Source organism: Azospirillum sp. UENF 211521 (assembly GCF_058780535.1).
In genome coordinates this window covers 200116-216742 of record NZ_JBSNCF010000001.1, presented here as the reverse complement: position 1 = coordinate 216742, position 16627 = coordinate 200116, and the positions used below count along the sequence as shown (strand labels likewise).

At 70.0% G+C, this 16627-nt stretch carries 18 protein-coding genes; 13 read left to right on the top strand and 5 right to left on the bottom strand.

Features of this window, described 5'->3' with window-relative positions; all coding sequences use genetic code 11:
• Positions 1 to 204: 204 nt before the first annotated feature.
• From ACWPN5_RS01000 to ACWPN5_RS00975, 6 genes are all read left to right on the top strand, one after another.
• A complete protein-coding gene (locus tag ACWPN5_RS01000) occupies positions 205 to 990 on the top strand; it encodes a (Fe-S)-binding protein (protein WP_492293756.1) in 786 nt (261 codons plus the stop codon).
• 4 nt (positions 991 to 994) lie between these two features.
• Positions 995 to 2431 carry a LutB/LldF family L-lactate oxidation iron-sulfur protein gene (locus ACWPN5_RS00995; protein WP_492293754.1) on the top strand — a complete coding sequence of 479 codons (1437 nt, stop codon included), beginning with the start codon at positions 995 to 997 and terminating at the stop codon, positions 2429 to 2431.
• Positions 2432 to 2433: 2 nt separating this feature from the next.
• The gene (locus ACWPN5_RS00990) at positions 2434 to 3120 is read left to right on the top strand and encodes a LutC/YkgG family protein (protein ID WP_492293752.1); all 687 of its coding nucleotides are present in this window, start codon (positions 2434 to 2436) and stop codon (positions 3118 to 3120) included.
• 399 nt (positions 3121 to 3519) lie between these two features.
• On the top strand, positions 3520 to 3813 hold the full coding sequence (locus ACWPN5_RS00985) for a Smr/MutS family protein (protein WP_247888635.1): 294 nt from the start codon (positions 3520 to 3522) through the stop codon (positions 3811 to 3813).
• 12 nt (positions 3814 to 3825) lie between these two features.
• Positions 3826 to 4230 (top strand): helix-turn-helix domain-containing protein, encoded by a 405-nt coding sequence (locus ACWPN5_RS00980; RefSeq protein WP_145682879.1) that lies wholly within the window; start codon positions 3826 to 3828, stop codon positions 4228 to 4230.
• 179 nt (positions 4231 to 4409) lie between these two features.
• Entirely contained in the window at positions 4410 to 5951 is a 1542-nt protein-coding gene (locus ACWPN5_RS00975; protein ID WP_492293750.1) for a PAS domain S-box protein, read from the top strand.
• Here the strand turns inward: ACWPN5_RS00975 and ACWPN5_RS00970 are convergent.
• From ACWPN5_RS00970 to ACWPN5_RS00955, 4 genes are all read right to left on the bottom strand, one after another.
• Positions 5911 to 7539 carry an ABC-F family ATP-binding cassette domain-containing protein gene (locus ACWPN5_RS00970; protein ID WP_492293748.1) on the bottom strand — a complete coding sequence of 543 codons (1629 nt, stop codon included), beginning with the start codon at positions 7537 to 7539 and terminating at the stop codon, positions 5911 to 5913. The genes ACWPN5_RS00975 and ACWPN5_RS00970 overlap by 41 nt on opposite strands.
• 205 nt (positions 7540 to 7744) lie before the next feature.
• Positions 7745 to 9082: an ATP-dependent protease ATPase subunit HslU gene (gene hslU / locus ACWPN5_RS00965; RefSeq protein WP_145682872.1), complete on the bottom strand. Its 1338-nt coding sequence runs from the start codon at positions 9080 to 9082 to the stop codon at positions 7745 to 7747.
• A 22-nt stretch (positions 9083 to 9104) separates the two neighbouring features.
• On the bottom strand, positions 9105 to 9653 hold the full coding sequence (hslV, locus tag ACWPN5_RS00960; RefSeq protein WP_094301402.1) for an ATP-dependent protease subunit HslV: 549 nt from the start codon (positions 9651 to 9653) through the stop codon (positions 9105 to 9107).
• Positions 9654 to 9737: 84 nt separating this feature from the next.
• Positions 9738 to 11294 carry a serine protease gene (locus tag ACWPN5_RS00955; protein WP_492293746.1) on the bottom strand — a complete coding sequence of 519 codons (1557 nt, stop codon included), beginning with the start codon at positions 11292 to 11294 and terminating at the stop codon, positions 9738 to 9740.
• A 148-nt stretch (positions 11295 to 11442) separates the two neighbouring features.
• On the opposite strand from ACWPN5_RS00955, the gene hisB reads away from it, so the two are divergent.
• From hisB to ACWPN5_RS00920, 7 genes are read left to right on the top strand one after another with little or no spacing between them, the layout of a single operon-like run.
• Entirely contained in the window at positions 11443 to 12066 is a 624-nt protein-coding gene (gene hisB / locus ACWPN5_RS00950; protein ID WP_145682868.1) for an imidazoleglycerol-phosphate dehydratase HisB, read from the top strand.
• Between the two features lie 53 nt (positions 12067 to 12119).
• Positions 12120 to 12764 (top strand): imidazole glycerol phosphate synthase subunit HisH, encoded by a 645-nt coding sequence (gene hisH, locus ACWPN5_RS00945; protein ID WP_145682866.1) that lies wholly within the window; start codon positions 12120 to 12122, stop codon positions 12762 to 12764.
• Positions 12765 to 12766: 2 nt separating this feature from the next.
• Positions 12767 to 13309, top strand: a complete 543-nt coding sequence (locus ACWPN5_RS00940) for a GNAT family N-acetyltransferase (RefSeq protein WP_145682864.1) — start codon at positions 12767 to 12769, stop codon at positions 13307 to 13309.
• Positions 13310 to 13323: 14 nt separating this feature from the next.
• Complete coding sequence (gene hisA / locus ACWPN5_RS00935; protein WP_145682862.1) at positions 13324 to 14073, top strand: 1-(5-phosphoribosyl)-5-[(5-phosphoribosylamino)methylideneamino]imidazole-4-carboxamide isomerase; 750 nt, start codon at positions 13324 to 13326, stop codon at positions 14071 to 14073.
• Complete coding sequence (gene hisF, locus ACWPN5_RS00930; protein WP_492293742.1) at positions 14073 to 14858, top strand: imidazole glycerol phosphate synthase subunit HisF; 786 nt, start codon at positions 14073 to 14075, stop codon at positions 14856 to 14858. Before hisA ends, hisF begins: the two co-directional genes overlap by 1 nt.
• Positions 14851 to 15186, top strand: a complete 336-nt coding sequence (locus ACWPN5_RS00925; RefSeq protein WP_492293740.1) for a phosphoribosyl-ATP diphosphatase — start codon at positions 14851 to 14853, stop codon at positions 15184 to 15186. Before hisF ends, ACWPN5_RS00925 begins: the two co-directional genes overlap by 8 nt.
• A 44-nt stretch (positions 15187 to 15230) precedes the next feature.
• Positions 15231 to 15599, top strand: a complete 369-nt coding sequence (locus ACWPN5_RS00920; protein ID WP_109069963.1) for a histidine triad nucleotide-binding protein — start codon at positions 15231 to 15233, stop codon at positions 15597 to 15599.
• Between the two features lie 101 nt (positions 15600 to 15700).
• On the opposite strand, the gene ACWPN5_RS00915 is transcribed toward ACWPN5_RS00920, so the two are convergent.
• Positions 15701 to 16543, bottom strand: coding sequence for a DUF1206 domain-containing protein (locus ACWPN5_RS00915; protein ID WP_492293738.1), 843 nt, complete (start codon positions 16541 to 16543; stop codon positions 15701 to 15703).
• Positions 16544 to 16627 lie beyond the last annotated feature (84 nt).

Here is a 16627-nt window from a genome sequence, read left to right as displayed (position 1 = left end):
TTTTTGAAACAGAAAGCGCGCCTGCCCCATTGTTTGTTTCGCTTTCTGTATGTTTGACCTTTCTTACTTTTGGTTGTGCAGAGACCCTTCGACCAGCGGCACACCGCGACCGGACGCCGCCGGCCCGGCCCGTTGCCATCCCCGGCGGGAGGACCTACAGTCGCCACCGTCAGGGGATCAGCACCAGGAAGACGCAAGGACATCATGGCCGACACGCGCCCCGCCCCCCGAGTGGGGCTGTTCGTCACCTGCCTCGTCGATGTCTACCGCCCGACGGTCGGCTTCGCCGCGGTGAAGCTGCTGGAGGACGCCGGCTGCACGGTCGAAGTGCCCGCGTCCCAGACCTGCTGCGGCCAGCCCGCCTTCAACGCCGGCGACCGCGCCACCGCGCGGGACCTCGCCCGCAGCACCATCGCCGCCTTCGAGGGGTTCGATCACGTGGTCGTCCCCTCCGGCTCCTGCGCCGGGCAGATCCGCAAGCATTACCCGGAGCTGCTGGCCGACGATCCGGCCTGGGCGGCGCGGGCGCAGCACCTGTCGGCGCGCACGTACGAACTGGTGTCCTTCCTGACCGACGTGCTGGGGGTGACGGACACCGGCGCGCGCTACGACGGCACGATCACCTATCACGACAGCTGCTCCGGCCTGCGCGAGCTGGGCGTCAAGGAGCAGCCGCGCCGCCTGCTGGCCAAGGTCGAGGGGCTGACGCTGAACGAGCTTCCGGGGGCGGACGTCTGCTGCGGCTTCGGTGGCACCTTCTGCGTCAAGTACCCGGACATCTCCAACCGCATGGTCGAGGCCAAGACCGCGGACATCACGGCGACGAAGGCCGACACGCTGCTGGCCGGCGACATGGGCTGTCTGCTGAACATGGCTGGCAAGCTGAAGCGCGAGGGCTCCGCCGTCCGCGTCCGCCACGTCGCGGAGGTGCTGGCCGGCGTCACCGACACCCCACCGATTGGCGAGCCCATAAAAAGTGGGAGGGCGTGACCCCATGCAGCCGACCACCCACGCCTTCCCCGAGAACGCCCGCAAGGCGCTGAGCGACGAGCGGCTTCAGAAGGTCCTGGCCATCGCGCCGGCCGGCTTCGTCAACCGCCGCAAACAGGCCGCCGACCGCCTGCCGGAGTTCGAGGCGCTGCGCGACCAGGGCCGCGACCTGAAGAACCACGTCCTGGCCAACCTCGACACCTATCTGGAGGCCTTCGAGGGCAAGGTCACCGAGCAGGGCGGCCATGTCCACTGGTGCCGCACCGACCAGGAGGCGCGCGACGCCATCCTGGGCATCTGCCGCAAGGTCGGGGCGAAGACCGTCACCAAGGGCAAGTCGATGATCTCCGAGGAGATCGGGATCAACGACTATCTGGAAGCCAACGGGCTGACCCCCATCGAGACGGATCTGGGCGAATACATCATCCAGCTCCGCCGCGAACCGCCCAGCCACATCATCGCCCCGGCCTTCCACCTGTCCAAGGCGGACGTGGAAGGCACCTTCCGCCAGGCCCACACCGACCTGCCGGCGGACCGCGTCCTGGACGAGCCCAAGGTGCTGATCGCCGAGGCGCGGCAGGTGCTGCGCCGCAAGTTCCAGCAGGCCGACGTCGGCATCACCGGCGCCAACATCATGGTGGCGGAGACCGGCTCGACCGTCATCGTCACCAACGAGGGCAACGGCGACCTGACCCAGATCCTGCCGCGCGTCCATGTGGTGATCGCCACCATCGACAAGGTGGTGCCGACGCTGGAGGACGCCGCCCTGGTGCTGCGCCTGCTGGCGCGCTCCGCGACGGGCCAGGAGGCGTCGGCCTACACCACCTTCTCCACCGGGCCGCGCCGCCCCGGCGACCTCGACGGGCCGGAGGAGTTCCACGTCGTTCTGCTCGACAACGGGCGGTCGGCGCTGCTCGGCACCGAGTTCCAGGACGTGCTGCGCTGCATCCGCTGCGGCGCCTGCATGAACCATTGCCCGGTCTACGGCGCGGTCGGCGGGCACGCCTACGGCTGGGTCTATCCGGGGCCGATCGGGTCGGTGATGCAGCCGGCCCTGCTGGGGGTGAAGGAGGCCGGGCACCTGCCCAACGCCTCCACCTTCTGCGGGCGGTGCGAGGCGGTCTGCCCGATGCGCATCCCCCTGCCCAAGATGATGCGCCACTGGCGGGAGAAGGAGTTCGAGCAGAATCTCCAGCCCGCCGCCATGCGCCGGGGGCTGGCCCTGTGGGGCTGGTTCGCGCGGCGCCCGGCGCTGTACCACGCCGCTACCAAGATGGCGGCGCGGGCGCTGGGGATGCTGGGCCGCGGCAAGGGACGCTTCGCCCGCCTGCCGCTGGCCCAGGGCTGGACGCGGCACCGCGACATGCCGGCGCCGGAGGGCAGGACCTTTCAGCAGATGTGGGCCGAGAAGAAAGCGGCCGAAAAGAAGGGGACGCGCTGACCATGGCCGACACCGGCTCCGCCCGCGCCCAGATCCTGGGCGGCATCCGCAAGGCGCTGAACTCCGCCGAGGGGTCCGAGGAGGCGCGCCGGAGGCTCGCCACCCACCCGCGCAATCTGATCCCGGCCCGCGCCCAGCGTCCCCACGACGAGCAGGTCGAGCTGTTCGCCGCCATGGCGACGGAGGTCTCGGCAACCATCGAGCTCCTGGGCGGAATGGCCGAGGTGCCGGGGGCGGTGGCCGACTATCTGGCCGGACTGAACCTGCCCGCCGAGGTCCGCGTCGCCCCGGACGCCGCCCTGGACCCCATCCCCTGGGACCAGCGCCCGACCCTCACGGTGACCAAGGGGCGGGCCCGCGACAGCGACGGCGCGTCGCTGACCGGCGCCTTCGCCGGGGTGGCGGAAACCGGCACGCTGATGCTGCTGTCCGGGGCCGAGCGGCCGACCACGCTGAACTTCCTGCCCGACACGCACATCGTCGTGCTGCGGCGCGGCCAGATCGTCGGCACCATGGAGGACGCCTGGGACCGGCTGCGCGCCGCCGGTGGGGATGGTGGCGGAAAGGACGCCCTGCCCCGCACCGTCAACTTCATCACCGGGCCGTCGCGGACCGGCGACATCGAGATGCGGATCGAGTTGGGCGCCCACGGGCCGCGGCGCCTTCACATTCTTCTGGTGGAGGATTGACACGGCTGAGTGTTCAAGGGTTTATCGGAGCGTTGTCCGTGCCGGAACCCCTGTTCACCCGTGCTTGATCCGACCCGCCCTTCGACCCGCGCGCCCGGACGGGCCGCGCCGAGGTCCCCATCATGAGCCGCCGCCGCTCGGTCTCCACCGAGGAACGGCGGCTGTGGCGGATCGCCATGCGCGACGCGGAGCCGATGCCGGGCCGGATCGTCGAGGCCCCCGATCCCCCCGCCGCCCCCGCGGGCGAGCCGGAGCCGGTCGCCACCACCGCCTCTCCCCCCCACCCTGCCGCCGCGCGGCGGCCTGCCGAAGGGCGGGCGCCCGTCGCAGCCGCCGCTGAAGGTCGGCAACCTCGACAACATCGACCGCCGCACCGCCGACCGCTTCTCGCGCGGCGAGATGGAGATCGACGGGCGGATCGACCTGCACGGGATGAGCCAGGACCAGGCCCACGGCGCCCTGTCCGGCTTCGTCCGCCGCGCCTGGCACGAGGGGCGGCGCTGCGTGCTGGTCATCACCGGCAAGGGCACCTACACCGGCGGGGTCGGCGTGCTGCGCCAGTCGGTGCCGCGCTGGCTGGCCGACGCCTCCTTGCGCCCGATGGTTCTGGCGGTGCGCCCGGCGCAGCCCCGGCACGGCGGAGACGGGGCGCTGTATGTCCTCGTCAAGCGGCGGCGCGACCATCACCGGTAGGATGGGGCCGCGATGACACCCTTCGGCGAACGGGTCCGCGCCCTGCGCGAGGGCAAGAGCGTGACGCTCAAGCAGATGGCGGCGGACCTGCACATCTCCTCGGCCTATCTGTCGGCGCTGGAGCATGGCAAGCGTGGCCAGCCCTCCGCCCAGCTCGTCCGGCAGATTTGCGCCTATTTCGGCATCATCTGGGACGAGGCGGAGGAACTGGAGCGGCTGGCCGCCCTGTCCCACCCCCGCGTGACGGTGGACACCGCCGGGCTCAACCCGAAGGCGACCGAGCTGGCGAACCGGCTGGCCGAGCGCATCCACGACCTCGACGACGGAACGCTGGATCGGCTTCTCCTTCTGTTGGACGAGGCGCCGGCCCGCGGCGGTGCGGCGGTGCGGCGGCGGACGGCTCCAAGGCGGCGGTAGGGAGCACAACCCCGGAAAGAATTCCCCCTGCCGCAACATCCTGAATTGCCTTGTGGGTTAATCGGTCGCACCTTCGGCCTGGGCAACCGGACGTTTCGCGTTCGCTTTCACCGCGCCGAATCCCTTACCATCCAGCCTGGGTTGCCCCGAAGCCAGGCTTGACCAGACGGGATTATCGTATGACCGCCGAGGTCGGGTCCGTAATGCCGGGGGACGGCGTCACGGACGCCCTGTTCCGCTCCATCTTCGACAGCGCGTCGGTCGGCATGGTCGTGGCCGCGCCGGACGGCCGCATCCTGGCCGCCAACCCCGCTTTCGCCCGCAGCCTGGGATACAGCCCGCCGGACATGGCCGGACGGCATCTGGCCGACGTCACCCATCCGGAGGACTGGGCCTGGGAAAGCCTGCGCTTCGGCCGGATGGTGCGGGGCGAGACGGCGCCGGCCCCTTTCGAGAAGCGTTTCCTGCGCGCCGACGGCGGGGTGATGCGCGCCGCCATGCGCCCGTCCTGCCTGCACGGTCCCGACGGGCGTCTGCGGGCGCTGGCTGCGGTGATCGAGGATGTGACGACCGCCCGCGCCGCCGACGAGGAACTCCAGCGCAGCGAGGCGCGCAACCGCGCCATCGTGGAGCAGGCGGTCGAGACCATCCTGACCGTGGACGCCCGCGGCGTCATCCTGGCCGCCAACCAGGCGGCGGAGCTGCTTCTCGGCTACAGTCCGGACGAGCTGACCGGCCGGCACATCGCCGTGCTGATGCCGTCGGAGGAGGCCGCGCAGCACGGCGACCACATGCGCCGCTACCGGGAGACGGGGGTTCGGCAGGTCATCGGCGTCGGGCGGGAGGTGACCGTCCTGCGCCGGGACGGCACCGCCATGGTCGTCTGGCTGTCCCTGTCGGAGATCGACCTGCCGGGCTTCCACGTCTTCGTCGCGATGCTGCGCGACCTCAGCGCCTTCAAGGCCGCCGAACAGGCGCTGATCGAGGCCAAGGAGGCGGCGGAACTGGCCAACCGCGCCAAGACCGCCTTCCTCGCCAACATGAGCCACGAACTGCGCACGCCGCTGAACGGCATCCTGGGCTTCGCCGACGTGATCCACCAGCAGATGCTCGGGTCGCTGGAGAATCCCATGTACGTCAACTTCGCGGCGGAGATCAAACGCTCGGGCGAGCTGCTGCTGGCCAACATCAACGACCTGCTGGAGATGGCCACCATCGAGGCCGGTCAGGTCGATCTGGAGGAAGCGCTCTGCGACTTCCGCGACGTGGTGGTGTCCTGCGTCCGTCTTGTCGCCAAGCGGGCGGAGCGCGGCAAGCTCCAGGTCGAGGCCGACATCGCCAGCGAGTTGCCGCCCCTGCTGGCCGACCCGCGGGCGCTGAAGCAGGTTTTGCTCCATCTTCTGTCCAACGCCATCAAGTTCACCCCGGAAGGCGGGCGCGTCGGCGTGTCGGCCCGCGTGGATTCCGCGGGCGCCCTGGTCGCCGAGGTGTTCGACAGCGGCGTCGGCATCCCGGAGGACCGTCTGGAAACCGTCTTCCAGCCCTTCTTCCAGGGTGATTCCTCGCTGGCCCGCCGGTTCGAGGGAATCGGGCTGGGCCTGTCCATCGCCAAGTCGCTGGTGGAGCGCCACGGCGGCCGGCTGGAGATCCGCTCGCTGGAAGGCGCCGGCACGTCGGTGGTCATCCACCTGCCGAAGGAGCGCTTCCTGACGGACTGGTGAGGTCCAGCCGGCGCGTGAGCCCGATGGCGTCGAGGAAGGCCTCGTCGTGGCTGACCACGAGCAGCGCCCCGTCATAGGCGCGCAGCCCGGCTTCCACCGCTTCGATGGACTCGATGTCCAGGTGGTTGGTCGGCTCGTCCAGGATCAGCAGGGGCGGAGGAACGGCGCCGCCGAGGACGCAGGCGAGTCCGGCGCGCAGCGTCTGCCCGCCGCTGAGGGTCGACACGCGCTGCAACGCGGCGTCGGCGCGGAACATGAAGCGGGCCAGCGACGCCCGGCAGGCGTTCTCTCCTTCCCGCGGGTTGAGGCGCCGGAAGTTGTCCAGGATCGTTTCCGACGGGTCGAGCAGGCTCACCCGCTGGTCGAGCATCACCGCACCGGCAACGACGCGGACCGTCCCGGACCAGGGGGCACGATGGCCGGCGACGAGCGCCAGCAGGGTCGTCTTGCCCGACCCGTTGGGGCCGGTGACGGCGACGCGCTCCGGCCCGGTGATGGTGAAGGACAGGTCGCGGACGACCACCCTTCCCGCTTCGTAGCCGGCGGTGACGCCGTCGAGCGTCAGCACGGTCCGGCCGGGCGGAAGGCCGGTGGGCGGCAGCACGACCGACAACGGCTGAAGGACTTCGATGCGCGCGCGGGCGCCGGCCACGGCGTCGAGCGCGTCGGCCTTCTGCTGGGCGGCGCGGCGGGCGTTGTCGCCGCCGGTGGCCTCGCTGCGCTCCTTCCGGCCGCCGAGGAGGATGCGCGGCAGGTCGCCCTTCGCCGCCTTCCGCTGCCCCGCCCGGTCCTTGCGCGCCTTGCGTTCGGCGGTGGCCTGCGCCGTCCGGGCCGCCTCCGCCACACGTTTCTCGGCATCCGCCAGATCGTGGCGGGCGGCATCGAGGGCCAGCGCCCGGGCGGCGCGGTAATGGCTCCAGTTGCCGCCGTAGCGGGTGGCACCGAGGGTGGTCAGCTCGACGATGGCGTCCATGCGGTCGAGCAGGTCGCGGTCGTGGCTGACCACCACCGCCCCGGCCCGCCAGGAGGCCAGCAACCCGACGACCGCTTCCCGTCCCTCGCGGTCGAGATCGTTGGTCGGCTCGTCCAGCAGCAGGACATCGGGCTCCGGAAAGATCGCCGCGGCCAGGGCGGCGCGCGTGCGCTGCCCGCCGGACAGGCGCGTCAGCGGCGTCTCGGGCTCCGCCTCCAGCCCCACCCGGCCGAGCGCCGACCGGATGCGGCCTTCCAGCGTCCAATCTACCTCGGCCAGCGCGTCGACGTCCGCATCGCCCCGCTCGGCGCGGCGCAGCAGGTCCAGCATGGCGGCCGCGCCGAACAGACCGGCGACCGTGTCGTCCGGTCTCACCGACAGGTTTTGATTCAGGATTCCCAGGCTGCCGCGGACGGTCACGGTCCCGGATTGCGGGCGCAACGCCCCCGTCATCAGCTTGAGAAGGGTCGATTTCCCGGTGCCGTTGCGTCCAACGAGCCCGGTCCGTTCAAGGCCGAACCCCAGGCTGATGTCGGATAGGACGGAACGCCCGTCAGGCGTGGACCAGGACAGGTTCGCCAGAGTGATGGCGGGCGGCGTGATGGAAGCAGGCATGGACGCGGATTTCCCCGAAGACGAAACGAACGGACGTTGCGGTCGGGTTGAAATCCATTGGTCTGCGCATCCTGCCGTGGTGAGACGCCGGCCATCCTAAGGCCAGCCGGGCCGCCGATCAAGAAAGCCGATCAAGGCGGGTGGACTCTCATAACCCTCTCCCCAGAGGGGAGAGGGGACTTCAATGCGATAGCCGCAGCGCGCCCTACAGAATGAACTTGGACAGGTCGGCGTTCTTGGCGAGGCCGCCGACCTGGGCGCGGACGGTTTCCGCGTCGATGGTGACGGTCTGGCCGGCCTTGTCGCTGGCGGTGAAGCTGATGTCCTCCAGCAGCCGTTCCAGGACGGTGTGCAGGCGCCGCGCCCCGATGTTCTCCACCGTGGCGTTGATCTCGGTGGCGAGGCGGGCCAGCTCGTCGATGGCGTCGTCGGTGAAGACGAGGTCGACCTCCTCGGTCTTCAGCAGCGCCTTGTACTGCTTGATCAGGCTGGCTTCCGGCTCGGTCAGGATGCGGCGGAAATCCTCCTGCTCCAGCGCCTTCAGCTCGACGCGGATCGGCAGGCGGCCCTGCAGCTCCGGCAGCAGGTCCGACGGCTTGGACAGGTGGAAGGCGCCGGACGCGATGAACAGGATGTGGTCGGTCTTCACCGCGCCATGCTTGGTGCTGACGGTCGTGCCCTCGATCAGCGGCAGCAGGTCGCGCTGCACGCCCTCGCGGCTGACGTCGGCGCCGCCCTTGTAGTCGGAACGGGCGGAGATCTTGTCGATCTCGTCGAGGAAGACGATGCCGTTCTGCTCCACCGCCTGGATCGCTTCCGAAACGACCTTTTCCTGGTCGAGCAGCTTGTCCGACTCTTCCGCCATCAGAACGGTGTAGCTCTCGGCGACGGACATGCGCCGGGACTTGGTGCGCCCGCCCAGCGCCTTGCCGAAGATGTCGTTCAGGTTGAGCATGCCCATCTGGGCGCCCGGCATGCCGGGGATGTCGAAGGTCGGCAGGCCGCCGGCGGTGTCGGCCACCTGAATCTCGATCTCGCGGTCGTTCAGCGTGCCCTCGCGCAGCATCTTGCGGAACTTCTGCCGCGTCTCCGGGCTGGCGTTCTCGCCGCACAGCGCGTCGACCACGCGCTCCTCGGCGCGCAGCTCGGCCTTGGCGGCGACCTCCTTGCGCAGCCGCTCCTTGGTCAGGCCGATGGCGGCCTCCACCAGATCGCGGACGATCTGCTCGACGTCGCGGCCGACATAGCCGACCTCGGTGAACTTGGTCGCCTCGACCTTCAGGAAGGGCGCCTGGGCCAGCTTCGCCAGGCGGCGGGCGATCTCCGTCTTGCCGACGCCGGTCGGGCCGATCATCAGGATGTTCTTGGGCAGAACCTCCTCGCGCAGCCCCTCGGGGAGCTGCTGGCGGCGCCAGCGGTTGCGCAGCGCGATGGCGACCGCGCGCTTGGCCTCGTGCTGGCCGACGATGTAGCGGTCGAGTTCGGAGACGATCTCGCGCGGGCTGAAGGCGGCGGTGGCGGCGGCGATGCTGGGGGCGGACATGGCGTGGGACCCGGTCTGAGGGTTAGAGCTTTTCAAGCGTGACGTTCTCGTTGGTGTAGACGCAGATGCCGGCGGCGATCTTCATCGCCTTGCGGGCCACAGCCTCCGCGTCCAGACCATCGATGTCGACCAGCGCGCGCGCCGCCGACAGGGCGTAGGCGCCGCCGGAGCCGATGCCGATCAGCCCGTCCTCCGGCTCCAGCACGTCGCCGTTGCCGGTCAGGATCAGGCTGACGTTGCGGTCGGCCACGGCCATCATGGCCTCCAGCCGGCGCAGGTAGCGGTCGGTGCGCCAGTCCTTGGCCATCTCGACGCAGGCGCGCAGCAGCTGGCCGGGGTGCTTCTCCAGCTTGGTCTCCAGCCGCTCGAACAGGGTCAGCGCGTCGGCGGTGGCGCCGGCGAAGCCGCCCATCACCGTGCCGCCGGCGAGCCAGCGCACCTTGCGGGCGTTCGATTTCATGACCGTCTGGCCGACGGACACCTGGCCGTCGCCGGCGATGACCACCTGCCCGTTCTTGCGGACCGAGAGGATGGTGGTGCCGTGCCACTGGATGGGATCGTGGGAAGTCATCGGGACCGTGGTCTAAGGAAGAGGCGCCCGTGCCCGAACGGCCCGGCGTGACGCCGGCCGATATAGGCACATCGGAACACGGGTCTATGTGGGGGGACGGCGGGTCCCGTCAAGTCTGCCGTCATGGACCGGTATCCCACGGGACGGAATTGGCCGGGCGGCGAACTGCGTCACCTCCACCCCCAGCCGGGCCAGCGCCTCCATCACCGGGACAAAGGCGGACAGGCCGTGCGCCCCACCGGGCAACGGACCCGGACGGGCCACGCCCAGCAGGTTGCCCGCCTCGTCCACCAGCGGGTCGCCCGGCGCCGGGTCCGGCCCGCTCAGGTCGGCCTGCAGCAGCGTCGCCTCCACACCCGGCATCGCCTGCGGGTCGGCGCGCCGGGCCGCCAGGATGCCGGATGCCGTGTCGGCGCCCCGCTCCAGAACCGCCGTCACCGCTTCGCTGACCGCCGGGGTGTCCAGACGCAGCGGCGCCGCGCGCAGCCGGGCCGGGACGCGGACCAGGGCGATCCCGCCCGACCGGTCCCGCGCCATCACCATGCCGTCCAGCGACACCGCGCGGGACGGCGCGACGGTCACGGTCGCGTCCAGCCCGGCGTCGAACGTCAACACGAGCGACTGGCCGTCCAGTTCGCCCAGCACGATTCCCCGGCCCTTGCGCTCCTCCGGACCGACGCGCACGGCGGCGGCGGACACGCGGGCGGCGGGATCGTCGGCGTAGCCTTGGAGCGGGTCGGCGATGCGCAGAATCAGGGTCGGGTGACGGGTTTCCTCCAGGAAAGGTGCCGGTCCGGCGGAGGCACCGCCGGGATCGACCGTCATGGTTGACACCACGGCCAAGCCACTTGACGCATCCGGGGGCGCACTTGACGCTCCCGCCGCCCCACTTGACACTAGCGGAGCCGCACTTGACGCTCCCGGTGGGGCGGTTGACACTCCTCCCCGACCACTTGACACTATAGCCGGTCCACTTGACGCTAACGCCCCACCCCGCGACACCGCAGCGCGGAAGCCGGGGTCGGCGCCCAGCGCCTCCACCGCCGTGGCGAAGGCCTCCTCGATCAGCAGGACGTCGCCCTGCGGCACGCCGCTGTCCTGGCGGGCCACCCCCGTGGTGGTGACGCGGTGGATGAGCCGCCCGGTCACGGCGTCGTAGACCGCCCAGTCCACCCGCAGGCTGCCGACCCCCGACACGCCCTCGCTGCGGCCGGTCAGCCAGCTCCGCCGACGGCACAGGTCGCTGTTCACCGCGCGCAGGTCGCCGCGCAGGATGTAGCGGGCGCGCTTGCGGTCGAACTCCGCCTCGTAATCGCTGCCCTGCACGCCCGCCACGTCGTAGCCGGCGTCGGCCAGAACCTCGGCGAAGCGTTCCTGGAAGGTGGAGTTCTCGTGCAGGCTGCGCCCGCTGGTCCAATAGACGTCCTCGTAGGGCGGCCAGCACTCCAGCGCCCAGACATAGCGTCCCGTCACCATGCCCCGCCGCATCGAGCCGAGCGACAGGCCGTCGAAGCGGACCGGCTCCGTCGAACCGCGGGCGACGGGCGGCGATTTGCGGGTCTGCGGCAGCTCCCCGCCCATGCAGGCGGCCAGCGCCAGCAGGGCCGCGAGGGCCGGAAAAAGACGTCCGGGCGTCGGCATGTCTGGTGGCATATCCCATTATGCGCGTTCAACGTGCATTCATTCATGCACACACACGCATTATGCGGCATCGCGCCCGAAGGTCATAGGCGTTTTCGGAGGCGGCACCTCTGGCGCGCCCGCGCGCTTCCTGATAAAACCCGGACTCATGGACCAGAGCCTTGCCAATGGCGTCCGCCGCGCCTCGATCGAGCGGAACACCACCGAAACCCGGATCCGGGTCGCCGTGAATCTGGACGGCACCGGCGTCTATGACGTGAAGACCGGCGTCGGCTTCCTCGACCACATGCTGGAGCAGCTGTCGCGCCACAGCCTGATGGACCTGACGGTGGCGGCGGAGGGTGACCTGCACATCGACGCCCACCACACGACCGAGGACAGCGGCATCGCCATCGGCATGGCGGTGGCGAAGGCGCTCGGCGACCGCAAGGGCATCCAGCGCTACGGCCACGCCTACATCCCGATGGACGAGACGCTGACCCGCGTCGCGCTGGACTTCTCCAACCGGCCTTACCTGATCTGGAAGGTGTCCTTCAGCCGCGACAAGATCGGCGACATGGACACCGAGCTGTTCCGCGAGTGGTTCCAGGCCTTCGCCATGGCCGCGGGCGTGACGCTGCACGTCGAATGCCTCTATGGCGAGAACAACCACCACATCGTGGAAAGCTGCTACAAGGCGCTTGCCCGCGCGCTGCGGGCCGGGATCGACATCGACCCGCGCAAGCGCGACGCCGTGCCCTCCACCAAGGGGACGCTGGGCGGCTCTCTCTAAAAAAAACCGGCGGCTTCCATAAGGCCGGCTCTCTGTCACAAGGTCCTCGTTTCATGGAAACCGTTGCGCTGATCGATTACGGCTCCGGCAACCTGCGTTCCGCCGCCAAGGCTCTGGAGCGCGCGGCGGCGGAGTCCCATGCCTCCTTCCAGGTCCTGGTGACGTCCGACGCCGACGCGGTGCGCAAGGCCGACCGCGTCGTGCTGCCGGGCGTCGGCGCCTTCGCCGACTGCAAGCGCGGCCTGTCGGAGGTTCCCGGCATGCTCGACGCGCTGGAGGAGGTGGTGCACGGCAAGGGCCGCCCCTTCCTGGGCATCTGCGTCGGCATGCAGCTGATGGCGGAACGCGGGCGCGAATACGGCGTGACCGAGGGTCTGGGCTGGATCAAGGGCGAGGTGGCGAAGCTGGAGCCGACCGACCCGACGCTGAAGATCCCGCACATGGGCTGGAACGAGCTGGACGTGCGCCGGGAGCACCCGCTGCTGGCCGGCCTGCCGGAGCGGGCGCACGCCTACTTCGTCCACTCCTACCGTTTCGCGGTGGAGCGGCCGGAGGACGTGATCGCCAGCGCCGATTACGGCGGCCCGTTCGCGGCGGTGGTCGGGCGCGACAATCTGGTCGGCACCCAGTTCCATCCGGAAAAGAGCCAGGAGACCGGCCTCGCCCTGGTCGCCAACTTCCTGACCTGGCGGGTCTGACGATGACCGACGTCACGGTCGAACGCATCGACACGCTGAAGACCGGCGATCTGCACGACCTGTGCGACGCCGCCGACGACGCCGTCAAGGCCGGCGGCGGTTTCGGCTGGGTGGCGCCGCCACCCCGCGAGATCATGGAGCGCTACTGGAAGGGCGTTCTGGTGGTGCCGGAGCGCATCCTGTTCGTCGGCCGGCTGGACGGCGTCATCGCCGGCTCCGCCCAGCTCGTCAAGCCGGCCCGCAACAACGAGGCGCAGGCCCACGCCGCGACCCTGACCACCAGCTTCGTCGCCCCCTGGGCGCGCGGCCACGGCCTCGCCCGCCGCCTGACCGTGGCGGTCGAGGAGGAGGCGCGGGCGTCCGGCTTCCGCGTGCTGAACCTCGACGTGCGCGAGACGCAGACCGCGGCCATCGCGCTGTACGAGGACCTCGGCTTCAGACGCTGGGGCACGCATCCCTTCTATGCGCTGGTGGACGGCAAAAAGCTGGCCGGCCATTTTTATGTGAAAGACCTCACCCCCGACACGCTTCACGACACGCCATAGGACGAGACACCGCGATGATCATCTATCCCGCCATCGACCTCAAAGACGGTGCCTGCGTTCGGCTGCTGCGCGGCGAGATGAGCCAGGCGACCGTCTTCAACACCGAACCCGCCGACCAGGCCCGCCTGTTCGAAAGCCAGGGCTTCGAATGGCTGCATCTGGTCGATCTGAACGGCGCCTTCGAGGGCAAGCCGGTCAACGGCAAGGCGGTCGAGGACATCCTGGGCGCCGTGACCATCCCGGTGCAGCTGGGTGGCGGCATCCGCGACCTGAAGACCATAGCCCACTGGCTTGAGAAGGGCGTCAGCCGGGTCATCCTCGGCACCGTCGCCCTGCGCGAGCCGGAGCTGGTCCGCGAAGCCTGCCGCGAGTTCCCCGGCAAGGTGGCGGTGGGCATCGACGCACGGGAAGGCTATGTGGCCGTCGCCGGCTGGGCCGAGACCTCGACCATCAAGGCGCTGGATCTGGCGTTGAAGTTCGAGGACAGCGGCGTCGCCGCGATCATCTACACCGACATCAACCGCGACGGCGCCATGGGCGGCGTGAACGTCGAGGCAACTTCCGACCTCGCCTTCCACCTGACCACCCCGGTGATCGCGTCGGGCGGCGTCTCCTCCATCGACGACCTGATCGCGTTGAAGAAGGAGGAGGACACCGGCATCCAGGGGGTCATCTGCGGCCGCGCGCTCTACGACGGGCGCATCGATCCGAAGACGGCCTTGGACCTGCTCTCCCCCGCTCCCGTCACCGGAAAGGCCGGCTGATGCTCAAGATGCGCGTCATCCCCTGCCTGGACGTCAAGGACGGGCGGGTCGTCAAGGGGGTCAACTTCGTCGATCTGATCGACGCCGGCGACCCCGTGGAGCAGGCCCGCGTCTATGACCGGGAGGGGGCGGACGAGCTGACCTTCCTCGACATCACGGCCAGCCACGAGAACCGCGACACCATCTACGACGTGGTGCGCCGCACCGCCGAGCAGGTGTTCATGCCGCTGACCGTCGGCGGCGGCGTGCGCACGGTGGACGACATCCGCAAGCTGCTGCTGGCCGGCGCCGACAAGGTGTCGATCAACACCGCGGCCATCCACCGTCCGGAGTTCGTGCAGGAGGCGGCGGAGAAGTTCGGCGCCCAGTGCATCGTCGTCGCCATCGACGCCAAGCAGGTCGAGCCGGGCCGCTGGGAGATCTTCACCCACGGCGGGCGCAAGGCCACGGGCATCGACGCCATCGAGTGGGCCAAGCGCATGGAGTCCTACGGCGCCGGCGAGATCCTGCTGACCTCGATGGACCGCGACGGCACCAAGAGCGGCTTCGACCTCGCCCTGACCCGCAAGGTGGCCGACGGGCTGCGCATCCCGGTCATCGCCTCGGGCGGCGTCGGCACGCTGGACCATCTGGTGGAAGGCATCCGCGAGGGCCACGCCACGGCGGTGCTGGCGGCCTCCATCTTCCATTTCGGCACCTACACCATCGGGCAGGCCAAGGCGGCGCTCGCCGAGGCCGGCATCCCGGTGCGCCCGGCCCGCGTGAGGGAGGCCGCGCATGGCTGAGGACAAGATCTCCGCCGAGGTCCTGGACCGGCTCTACGCCACCGTCCAGGCGCGCAAGGGCGCCGATCCGGAGACCTCCTACACCGCCAAGCTGTTCCACCGCGGCACCGCCAAGATCGCCCAGAAGGTCGGCGAGGAGGCGGTGGAGATGGTCATCGAGGCGGTGCGCGGCGACACGGCGGCGATGGCCTCGGAATCGGCGGACCTGCTCTATCACCTGATGGTGCTGTGGGCCGACGCCGGGCTGGAACCCTCCGCAGTGTGGGAGAAGCTGGCCCAGCGCGAGGGCACCAGCGGCATCGCCGAAAAGAACGCGCGCAAGGCCTGACAATCACGGCTTGAATCGACAAAGGCGGAAGGGGAAACGACGCGATGGCCAAGACCTACGATCCGAACAACGTCTTCGCCCGCATCCTGCGCGGCGAAATCCCGTGCAAGAAGGTCCTGGAGACCGAGCACGCGCTGGCCTTCCACGACATCAACCCGCAGGCTCCGACGCACATCCTGGTGATCCCGAAGGGCGCCTACGTCGACATGGACGATTTCAGCGCCCGCGCGACGGAGGCGGAGATCGCCGGCCTGTTCCGCGCGGTCGGCGAGGTGGCGCGCGGCGCCGGCGCCGCCGAGCCCGGTTACCGCATCCTGTCCAACTGCGGCGAGGACGCGAACCAGGAGGTTCCGCACCTGCACATCCACGTCTTCGCCGGCCGCCGCCTGGGCCCGATGATCACTCAGGGGTGATCATCCGAGAGGCACGACGATCCACGTGAAACATCGGCCTGAGACGTAAGGGCGCCGGGGAAACCCTCGGCGCCCTTTTCTTTTGGTCCGGTTCTTTTCGCTTACACCATGGCGCGGAACTGCCGCTCCGCCGCTTCGCCGTCGATGCGGCAATAGACGGCCTGGACGACGCTGAAGGCGCCGAAGGCGAACAGCCCGGCGGCCACCACGCCGAGCAGCCAGGGGCCGTAAGGCTGCTGCTGGAGGAACTGCAGCGCCTTGAGCAGCCCGCCGGACTCCGACGAGTCCGACTGCCACGCCGCCACCAGAAAGAAGCTGCCGACCACCGCGAAGACCAGCCCCTTGGCGGCGAAGCCGAAGCGGCCGATCGGGCAGATCACCTTCATGGTGTCCGGGTCGGCGTCCAGCTCACGGCGGAAGCTGGCCTTGTAGGCCTTGATGGCGTGGGCCACGGCCACCCCGATGATGACGGCCCCCACGGCGGCGACCAGGACACGGCCCATCGGCTGGGCGAGCAGCCACGCCGTCCAGTCATGGGCGGCCGCTTCGCCGTCGCCGCGCCCACCGCCCTGCCCGGCCAGCAGCTTGATGGCGAAGACCGCCAGACCGGCGTGGATCACCCCGGCGACGACGAAGCCGGCGCGCACCACCAGCCCCTTGGGCGAGGTCCCGACATGGTCGACGTCCAGCACCGCCTGCATGACCCGCCACAGCGCGTAGCCGGCCAGACCGAGCGCGGTCAGCGCGAGCAGGACCGAACCGAAGGGGTGCTGGAACAACTCGACCAGCGCGCCCTTGGTGTCGGTCGGCCGATTGCTGCCGTAGGCCGCCGTGACGGCGAACCAGCCGACGATCAGATAGACGAGACCGCGCGCGGCGTAGCCGAGCCGCGCCAGCCCTTCGATTTCGTTGAGCCTGTCGATTTGCCGTTGCAGCGGGGTCATGGCCCCCTCCCCCCGTGTGTCAACCAGAGCCGCCGTTGGCCGGAACGACCAGGATCGGCGGTGGTTGACACAACCGAAGCCGCT